Origin of the sequence: Lysinibacillus sp. A1 (genome assembly GCF_000801965.1) — a bacterium.
GTDB lineage: Bacteria > Bacillota > Bacilli > Bacillales_A > Planococcaceae > Lysinibacillus > Lysinibacillus fusiformis.
In genome coordinates this window covers 23,469-32,237 of the sequence record NZ_JSZM01000049.1, presented here as the reverse complement: position 1 = coordinate 32,237, position 8,769 = coordinate 23,469, and the positions used below count along the sequence as shown (strand labels likewise).

The window sequence follows — 8,769 nt, the reverse complement described above, 5'->3', positions numbered from 1 at the left end:
ATCAATTGTTCTTTGGAATATAGACGGTGTATATACAATCGAGGATAGTATATTAACACCTGTATTTGTAAGTTGCATTGGATTCCATTCGATTGGTCTAGCAAAAATTGAAACAATCATCATATTGCCACGAGGTTTTGTTACATCAATTGCTTGCTTAAAGGTAGGAGCAACTCCCGCAACCTCAAAGGATACATCCACCCCATCTGCAACAATTGCCCGAACTGCTTGTACAGGATTTTCTTTACCTGAATTAATCGCATGGGTTGCGCCTAATTCTTTTGCCTTTTCTAAACGGTCATCAGATAAATCCAACACGATAACTTTGCTTGCGCCAGATGCTTTTGCAGCGATTACTGTTAATAACCCGATTGGTCCAGCCCCAAATACTGCAACCGAATCACCTAATGTAACCCCAGCATCTTTGACAGCTTGTACAGCAACAGCCATTGGTTCTACTAATGCACCATCTTGTAATGTTAAGTTATCGGCTAAACGGTGAATATTTGTTGCAGGAACATTAACATATTCCGCAAATCCACCATCTCCATGTAATCCGATAAAGTTAAATCCATCATAGCGATCAACATCTTCATGTTTTTTTCTATAAGTCAAAGTAGGATTGATGACAACTCGGTCTCCTGCCTTTAAGTCCGTCACGTTAGAGCCAACTTCTTCAATGATACCAGCAAATTCATGACCCATTGTCAGTGGGGCAATCTCACCTGTTAATTCTGCTTTTACATCAACTGGTACGAAAACTGGACCTTCTTCGTATTCATGCAAATCACTCCCACAAATACCTGCCCATGCTACTTTTACTTTCACTTCATCTTCTCGTAAAGCGCGTAATTCAACCTCTTCTACTCGAATATCTTTTACACCATGCCAAACTGCAGCTTTCATTTATGTTACCCCCAAAAAATTATTTAAATTGGTACCATAAAATAACATCTTTAATAGCTACTCGTGCATTATCAAAATCCGACGCTTCTATACATCTGATAAATGTATTAATGGACATGTGGTAGGATTCAACTAGATTCATTTTCCATTTTGTTTGGGCAGCTACATTTGTAACAAAGATTGTTTCTTTAAAGAATCGTAGCATCGCAATATTTCCTGAAACATCAAAAAACAATTGTAATAAGTGAGCAAACGAAACAACATATTCATAAATATTTTCAGCAGACTTTTTTTGTTTCATCGCTTCAAAACGAAATAAAAGCTCATTTTGCAAATCATCCGTCCATTTAGCTTCACACTTTGTCAGTGCAAAATCCAAAAGGTTATAAAGCGCTTCCAAATAATCCTTTAATTCCTGATCCGATATGGTCTTCACTCTTACACCTTTATGCTGTACTTTTTCAACTACACCATCTTTTTGTAAAAGATAAAGCGCCTCACGGACAGGTGCATGACTTACTTGTAACTCTTTTGCAATTTCCGCTTCTATTAAGCGCTGACCTTGTTCATAATAGCCCGAAAATATGCGAAATAATAGTTGTTCAGCTATTTGCTCAGAAATTGTCTTTTTTGAAATTGAATTTTCATCAAACCCCATTAAACCACTCCAATAAATTTATATGTTTTATTTTAACATAGTTCAGTGTATAGAGTGATTAGCTACAGGTGTTATATATTATGGATTATAGATTATCGATAATCTATAAAAGTATTCTATTATAAAAATCCATATCTTTCAATTAACTTGTTTTAGGTATGAGAATAACCACTAATGGAATGGTTATTCCACTGATTACTTTCATGGAGATTGTTTAGAAGTTGTGTAACACTAAGCTGTAAACAATTAGTGCCCCTTTTGATCAAAGTACACCTGTAATTCGCTATATGAATTGTTTGTTTTTTGGCTTATTTGCAAATTAGATTCCCCTTCACTTAGGCTGAATTTTTTTAAAATTTATCACCAACTTGTTTCCCCTTCATATTCTATAGAATCAGATCGAATATTGAGGGGGAAACATATGGGGGTTGAATTTACTGCTCTCCATTGGATTTACGTTATTTTTATTGTGCTTATCATCGGATTTATGGTTAAACGTCGCGATACCACCCTCATTTGTGTAGTAGGCATATTCATGCTAGCAATTGTTGCGACTGGCGATTTAACTTCATCCATTAGTGGTGTATTTAACAGCTTTATTTATGCCATTACAGAGTTGTTATCTACCATTCTTATCATTTCTATTATTGTTGCTATGAGCCGGGTTATGATGACTTCAGGAATTAACGAGGTTATGGTTGCGCCATTTACGAAAATCATTAAAACACCAGCTCTTGCCTATTGGACGATTGGTCTATTAATGATGATTATTTCTTGGTTTTTCTGGCCTTCACCTGCAGTGGCATTGTTAGGGGCAGTACTCTTGCCTGTTGCCATTCGAGCAGGCTTGCCAGCACTCGGAGTGGCGATGGCGATGAACTTATTCGGTCATGGGATAGCATTATCGAGTGATTTCGTCATCCAGGGGGCACCGAAGCTAACAGCAGATGCTGCTGGCATCCCTGTTGGGGACGTGGTGTCTGCTAGTATTCCGCTCGTCATTACTATGGGTGTTGTCACGACCATCGTTGCTTATATTTTCTTGCGGCGAGATATGAAACGTGGAACTTTACTTTTAAACACAGCAAATTCGGCAGAAGAAAACGGTGAGCAAGAAACGATAGAAAATTTACTGTCAATTGGGCAAAAACGTTTCTTCGCTGTGCTTATTCCGATTGCTTTTATCTTAGATGTCATCGCCATGTCGGTTTTCAAATTACAGGGTGGCGATGCAACTGCTTTAATTGGTGGAACCTCCGTTTTCATATTACTTTTGCTTAGTATCGTAGCCCATAAAACAGAAGGACTTGAAAAAACAACAAGCTATTTAATTCAAGGCTTTCAATTCGGCTTTAAAGTCTTCGGACCTGTTATCCCGATTGCAGCTTTCTTCTATTTAGGAGATGCAGGCTTCACACAAATTCTCGGAGATCATTTACCCGCTACCTCGCACGGTATTGTCAATGATCTCGGTGTCGGTCTTGCAGCAATAGTCCCTTTAACGAAGGAAATTGCAGTAATCACTTTGGCAGTAGTTGGTGCCATTACTGGATTAGATGGCTCGGGCTTCTCAGGAATTTCCTTAGCGGGCTCTGTCGGAAGCTTATTCGGCAATGCACTAGGCGGAGGGACTGCTACTTTAACGGCCTTAGGGCAAATTACTGCCATTTGGGTTGGTGGCGGAACATTGATTCCTTGGGCATTAATTCCAGCAGCTGCCATTTGTAATGTGAGCCCATTTGAGCTCGCAAGGCGTAACTTACTCCCTGTAATCATTGGACTTGTTGTGACAACAATTGTAGCGGTGTTTTTGATTTAAATAAGGCAAAAGAGATGGCTCCTTAGAATCAGGAGCCACCTCTTGTTATTTAACGCTATTGTAATATTTCTGTAAAACCCCTTCAAACATCTGCCTAAGGTAAATTTCATTAATCCCTAAAATAGAAGATTCTATTATTATATGTTCGATACGAATAGATATTTGTTGAAGGGAAATACTTATTGCTTCCCCAGAATCAACCATAACAATTGCTTTGGAAGGGGGTTTAATGGTGATGATCCCGCTCTTCTGAAGTTCTTTATAGCTTTTATGAACAGTATGAAGGTTAAGATTTGTTTGTGAAGCTAAATTTCGAATGGATGGTAAATGGTCACCCTTTTTTAAATTCCCAGTTATTATTGCTAATAGCAATCGTTCGTTTAGCTGCTGATATAGTGGAACCTTACTTGTTCGATTTACTTTCAGATTCATTGACCAATCTATCCCTTCATTTAAGAGCTATATAATTGTACATAGTACTAAGATAAAATATTAACAACTGATATCAATGGGTATTTTCAAAAGTAAGATGGTCGATTATGAAAATAGATGCTTCGAATAATAAGTGTATTAATACAGTTGAATGGATATAATGGCTTTCGATGATTTTGACAAAGTACCTATAACAAATTCGCCATCTCTCCCATTTAAAACTTCCTTTTTGCAATGAAATGGCGCATGATTGCAATCATCCATATAACTAGGAGCATGGTAACTGCACTATGGAAGCCATACCAGGCTTTCATATTCCCTGACATCAATATAGTAGTAGCATGCAAGCTATTACTGGCAGGATTAACAACATCCAAAAGCGGATGTAAACCAGCAATGAAACGGCAGATAAACAGGACGACAATACTTGCTAACGCTATAAAAGCTGAACTATTAAAAAACGTGCTCATCATGGCAACAAACGTAATAACAAACAATAGCCACACACAATAAAATAGCAAAGCCAGCAAAGCATGCGACACTGGTACTGCCGTAAATAAAAAGGATGTATAGCCATACGACATACCATAGCCTAGAGCTATACAGAAAACAGCTACTAGATAATGGACAATAATTTTACTATTTAAGTAGGATGAGATAGACACTGGTCTTGTAAGAATAAATGCCATCATTCCATTTGCTTTTTCGCCTTGTATAATACTCATTGCTGCAACTGCCAAAATAATAATTCCTAACTGATCAAACTGGGAACTTAGGGTTGTGGCCAGTACTTCGCTTCCCTCCGGCTTTGCCAAGGTTGGGTCAATCATAATACCCTCCACACCACCCATTGATTGCAAAATAATCGGCATGTAATACATCATAATCGGCTGAGTTAACCCAAGTAAAATAAAGACAATTGGTAGCCAGACAATTTTAAATTCCTTCGTCATTTGAGTTACTTCTTTTTTACTTAATGCCAAAAAAGTATTCACCATTTCACACCACCAATTCTAAAAAAATTTCTTCTAAGCTTTCATGAATGCCCAATTCAAACTTTAACAACATGACATTTGAATCTATCGCATACTGTAACAATTTTTGAGCGTCTTCCTCCAATTGATGGACGTGTATTTTAAAGCCATTTCTTTCATTTTCAATTTTTCTGACATAGGATAACTGTTCAACCGTTGTTACCCAATTAAGGTCTTCTTGGCGAACCATCAAATAGATGGCAGATTCTTGGTAACGTTCCTGCAACTGATCTTTTGTAGCGTCCTCTATTTTGTGACCATTTTGAATGACGACAAAGCGTTCACAAATTTCCTCCGCATCACTTAATATATGGGTTGATAGTAAGATGGTCGTTTCTTTTTTAATCTCTTTTAAAAGATTCAACACTTCACGTCTTCCAATCGGATCTAAAGCTGATACTGGCTCATCCATAATCATCAAAGCTGGTTTATGCAATAAAGCTTGTGCGATACCAAGTCGTTGCTTCATACCCCCTGAAAAAGTTCCAACCTGAAAATGGGCTTCTTTTCCTAATCCAACTTTTTCTAATAGCAAAGGAATTTCGTTTTGTAATTCATTCTTTGGTAAACCTGAAAGTGTTCCCATAAAAGATAATGTCTCAAATGCTGTCATCCAGGAGAAAAAATTAGGATATTGAGGTAAATAGCCTATCTGATTTTTCATCTTTGTAATTTGTTGTCCATTAAGAAGAATTTTTCCCTCATCTGCATATAAAATATCCGCAATGATTTGAATCAATGTTGATTTTCCTGCTCCGTTTGGTCCAATTAATCCGACGCACTCATTCGCATCAACAATCATTGAAAAATCATGCACTGCCGTTTTGTGTTTAAACCTTTTTGTAATGCCTTCAATTTCTAAGCGCACGTGTATTGACATCCTTTCTACCAATCATGAAATATAAAACAGGACCAATTGTATTAAAAAACACAATAATAATTGTCCACATTAGTACATTTTCTCTCCTATTTCTGTTGCGGTATAAATCGATTAATGCAATTAGAATGAGGATAGATCCCACTAATAAAAATGGCAAAAGAATAGGAAGTATACTCGTCCAATCGAGTTGACTGATTTCATCAAAACCATAGTGTAATTTCATTGTAAAACCTCCAATCATTATCATTATCAATAATGATAACAAAGTTGTTAAAAATTTTCATTACCTTTTTACTGTACATCTTCAAAAAATATCTATAGTATATTTTTTGATAATGTTCTCATTTTGATAACATTCAAATGCTTTCCTTGATACCATCTCATTATTTTATTAGGAGGATCGGTTTATGCGCAATAAAGCAGAGGTATTAATGCACCCTGTGAGAATGAAAATTTTACAAGCTCTGATGCACAATAAAGAAGAGGGTTTAAGCACTTTGGAGATGATTTCGGTCATTAAGGATGTACCGCAAGCTACTTTATATAGACATATCCAAATTTTAGTGGACGAAAACATCATAAAAATTGTGAAGGAGCGAAAAGTCCGTTCTGTTACAGAGAAGTTTTATGCATTAAATGAAGGAGCAGCAAAACTTAGTAAGGAGGATTGGACACAGCTCACAACTAAGCAAAAATTAAATTATATTTCCTACTATCAATTAGCACTACTATCTCAATATCAAAATTATTTACATTCACTTGATGAAAAAGAAAGTATTACAGATTTAGCTACTTTTTCTTTCATTGACTTATCGTTAACAGTTGATCAATTCAAGAGCTTTGAATATGAATTGAACGACTTATTAACTAAATACTATAATATGGCCGACTCAAGTAAAGGTTCGGAGACTAAAACAATTGCAATAAATATTATTCCAAAACCTTAGGTAGTATTTTACGTAAAGAAATGGAGAAGATTTATGAAAAAAAGAAAGTCACTAGAAAACACTCGAAAATTCATTATGATTATTATTGGGGCAGTTATTGCTGCTTACGGACTAGAAGCTGTATTAATTCCAAATGCTGTCATTGATGGTGGTGTAACGGGTCTCAGTATTATGGGGGCACACCTATTTGGACTCCCATTAGGCTTACTGCTCTTTGTCTTAAATATTCCGTTCATCTATATCGGTTATAAGCAAGTTGGAAAAACCTTTGCCTTAATGAGTAGTGCTGGGATCGCAGCATTATCCATATCAACAGTTCTTTTACATGATGTCAAAACCATTTTAGGCCCAAATGATCCCTTACTAATTGTCCTATCTGGTGGTATGCTGCTTGGGGTAGGTATCGGGATTGTCTTACGTAATGGTGGTGCTTTAGATGGTTCGGAAGTTTTAGCTGTATTACTATCACGTAAAATTCCATTTTCAGTCGGCGATATTATCTTATTTATCAACGCCTTTATTTTCTTAGGGGCAAGCTTTATCTTTGGCTTAGAGAGCGCTTTATACTCAGCGTTAACGTATTATATTGCGAAAAATGTAATTGATATTATCCAAGTTGGTTTAGAGAAATCAAAAGAAGTCCGTGTAGTTAGTGCTAAATCTGAGGAGATTGGGGACGCAATCCAAGCTCGTCTCGGACGTGGTGTTACCTATACACATGGACGTGGCGGCTTCTCCAATGAACCAACTGAAATTTTAAACTGTGTCATTAACCGTATGGAAGAAAACAAGTTAGTTTCTATTATTAAAGATATCGATGAAGGTGCCTTTGTTGTGATTTCTGATGTTTCAGAAGTTCGTGGCGGGAACTTTAAGAAACGAGATATCCATTAAAATAAAAGTAAGTAAGACGCCAACATGTCTTACTTACTTTTTTCGTATTTTACCCCACCTAATAAACTCAACGCCCCGATGATTACAACTGTCGCTGCACCAACTAATGAATATTGGTAGCTATTAGTAGCGTTAGCAAGTACCCCTGCTACAGTAGGTCCTACCATCTGACCCAAAGCATAGCCAGCTGTTAAATAGCCTAAAATTTGATGACTGTTTACTGGGACAATGTGTCTTGCTAATGTTGTAACAATTGTTGTGATCCCCATAAAGGTTGCCCCAAATATAAAGGCACTTAAATAAAGCGTAATTGTATTTGTAGCTATTGCCGGTAGAGCAATTCCGACTGCTTGAACAACCATAGAAATCAGTAATATTTTCACATAACCAAAGTGCTGTGTTAGCTTGGAGCATATGATGCATGATGGAATAGCAGCTAAACCAGCTACAAACCATACTAGTGCTGCATTTCCATGAAAGCTTGTTGATTCCTGTGCAATCGAAACAATAAAAGTTCCTGTGACAATATAGCCAAGACCCTCTAAACTATAGGCGACAATTAACCATTTCAACCATGACTTCGGTGGCATTTTTGGTACTGGTATAGATTGATTCCCCCACTGTTTTTTACTGTGTGGGATGGATTTGAAGAATAAAGCAATATAGACAAATAATAACACACACAATAAAGCTAAAGCTATCCATGTTCCATTCCACTTAAAGATTGCATGAATAGGCGAAACGATGATGGCACTGATAGCTATTCCAATTCCCACACCACCATAGAAAAGCCCTGATAGATGCGATTTATTATTATCCGCCAATTGATCGAGAACAAGACTAGCAATGACTACAAATATAAAAGCACTCATCACCCCAGAAATAAATCTGAGGACATACCATATAATAATCGTTTCGGTAAAACCCATAAAGGCCGTAGTCAGCATACTGATGATAAGACCTACTTGCAAAAAGGGAACACGTTTTTGTTCAATTGGTAATCGTCCCACCACTAATGCCCCTATCAGGTAGCCTAAATAGTTGCTGGTTGCTAAATAGCCTGCAGTAGCTCGACTAAACCCAGACGCTTCTTGCATATAGGGTAGAATGACTGTATATGAAAAACGTCCGATTCCCATCGCGATCATTAAAGCGAATACGCCACCTATCAAATAGTGGATCGTTTGCTTTTGCATAAT

General features: G+C 37.0%; 10 protein-coding genes. 3 read left to right on the top strand and 7 right to left on the bottom strand.

Annotated features, from left to right (window positions below):
• A partial coding sequence (locus PI85_RS23270; RefSeq protein ID WP_039392529.1) for a 2,3-butanediol dehydrogenase occupies window positions 1-906 on the bottom strand: 906 nt, incomplete at its 3' end.
• A gap of 19 nt (window positions 907-925) precedes the next feature.
• Window positions 926-1,564 (bottom strand): GntR family transcriptional regulator, encoded by a 639-nt coding sequence (locus PI85_RS23265; protein ID WP_036124377.1) that lies wholly within the window; start codon window positions 1,562-1,564, stop codon window positions 926-928.
• 421 nt (window positions 1,565-1,985) lie between these two features.
• Here PI85_RS23265 and PI85_RS23260 point away from each other — a divergent pair, with 421 nt between their 5' ends.
• Window positions 1,986-3,383 (top strand): hypothetical protein, encoded by a 1,398-nt coding sequence (locus tag PI85_RS23260; protein ID WP_036124375.1) that lies wholly within the window; start codon window positions 1,986-1,988, stop codon window positions 3,381-3,383.
• A 45-nt stretch (window positions 3,384-3,428) separates the two neighbouring features.
• On the opposite strand, the gene PI85_RS23255 is transcribed toward PI85_RS23260, so the two are convergent.
• The 4 genes from PI85_RS23255 to PI85_RS23240 form a co-directional block, all read right to left on the bottom strand.
• Window positions 3,429-3,815 (bottom strand): GntR family transcriptional regulator, encoded by a 387-nt coding sequence (locus tag PI85_RS23255; RefSeq protein WP_036124374.1) that lies wholly within the window; start codon window positions 3,813-3,815, stop codon window positions 3,429-3,431.
• Between the two features lie 215 nt (window positions 3,816-4,030).
• Window positions 4,031-4,813, bottom strand: a complete 783-nt coding sequence (locus PI85_RS23250; RefSeq protein ID WP_235318539.1) for an ABC transporter permease — start codon at window positions 4,811-4,813, stop codon at window positions 4,031-4,033.
• A 1-nt stretch (window position 4,814) separates the two neighbouring features.
• A complete protein-coding gene (locus PI85_RS23245) occupies window positions 4,815-5,717 on the bottom strand; it encodes an ABC transporter ATP-binding protein (protein WP_036124373.1) in 903 nt (300 codons plus the stop codon).
• Window positions 5,701-5,952, bottom strand: coding sequence for a PLD nuclease N-terminal domain-containing protein (locus tag PI85_RS23240; RefSeq protein ID WP_036124371.1), 252 nt, complete (start codon window positions 5,950-5,952; stop codon window positions 5,701-5,703). Before PI85_RS23240 ends, PI85_RS23245 begins: the two co-directional genes overlap by 17 nt.
• A 184-nt stretch (window positions 5,953-6,136) precedes the next feature.
• On the opposite strand from PI85_RS23240, the gene PI85_RS23235 reads away from it, so the two are divergent.
• Window positions 6,137-6,676 (top strand): transcriptional regulator, encoded by a 540-nt coding sequence (locus PI85_RS23235; RefSeq protein ID WP_036124369.1) that lies wholly within the window; start codon window positions 6,137-6,139, stop codon window positions 6,674-6,676.
• Between the two features lie 33 nt (window positions 6,677-6,709).
• A complete protein-coding gene (locus tag PI85_RS23230; RefSeq protein WP_036124367.1) occupies window positions 6,710-7,570 on the top strand; it encodes a YitT family protein in 861 nt (286 codons plus the stop codon).
• A 29-nt stretch (window positions 7,571-7,599) separates the two neighbouring features.
• Here PI85_RS23230 and PI85_RS23225 read toward each other — a convergent pair whose 3' ends face one another.
• Entirely contained in the window at window positions 7,600-8,766 is a 1,167-nt protein-coding gene (locus PI85_RS23225; protein ID WP_036124365.1) for a YbfB/YjiJ family MFS transporter, read from the bottom strand.
• Window positions 8,767-8,769 lie beyond the last annotated feature (3 nt).

What these genes read in the sequence shown, in the direction of transcription:
- PI85_RS23255 (WP_036124374.1), bottom strand. Translation starts at nt 3,815, where the DNA reads ATGAATCTGAAAGTAAATCGAACAAGTAAGGTTCCACTATATCAGCAG.
- PI85_RS23225 (WP_036124365.1), bottom strand. Translation starts at nt 8,766, where the DNA reads ATGCAAAAGCAAACGATCCACTATTTGATAGGTGGCGTATTCGCTTTA.
- PI85_RS23235 (WP_036124369.1), top strand. Translation starts at nt 6,137, where the DNA reads ATGCGCAATAAAGCAGAGGTATTAATGCACCCTGTGAGAATGAAAATT.
- PI85_RS23260 (WP_036124375.1), top strand. Translation starts at nt 1,986, where the DNA reads ATGGGGGTTGAATTTACTGCTCTCCATTGGATTTACGTTATTTTTATT.
- PI85_RS23240 (WP_036124371.1), bottom strand. Translation starts at nt 5,952, where the DNA reads ATGAAATTACACTATGGTTTTGATGAAATCAGTCAACTCGATTGGACG.
- PI85_RS23250 (WP_235318539.1), bottom strand. Translation starts at nt 4,813, where the DNA reads ATGGTGAATACTTTTTTGGCATTAAGTAAAAAAGAAGTAACTCAAATG.
- PI85_RS23265 (WP_036124377.1), bottom strand. Translation starts at nt 1,564, where the DNA reads ATGGGGTTTGATGAAAATTCAATTTCAAAAAAGACAATTTCTGAGCAA.
- PI85_RS23230 (WP_036124367.1), top strand. Translation starts at nt 6,710, where the DNA reads ATGAAAAAAAGAAAGTCACTAGAAAACACTCGAAAATTCATTATGATT.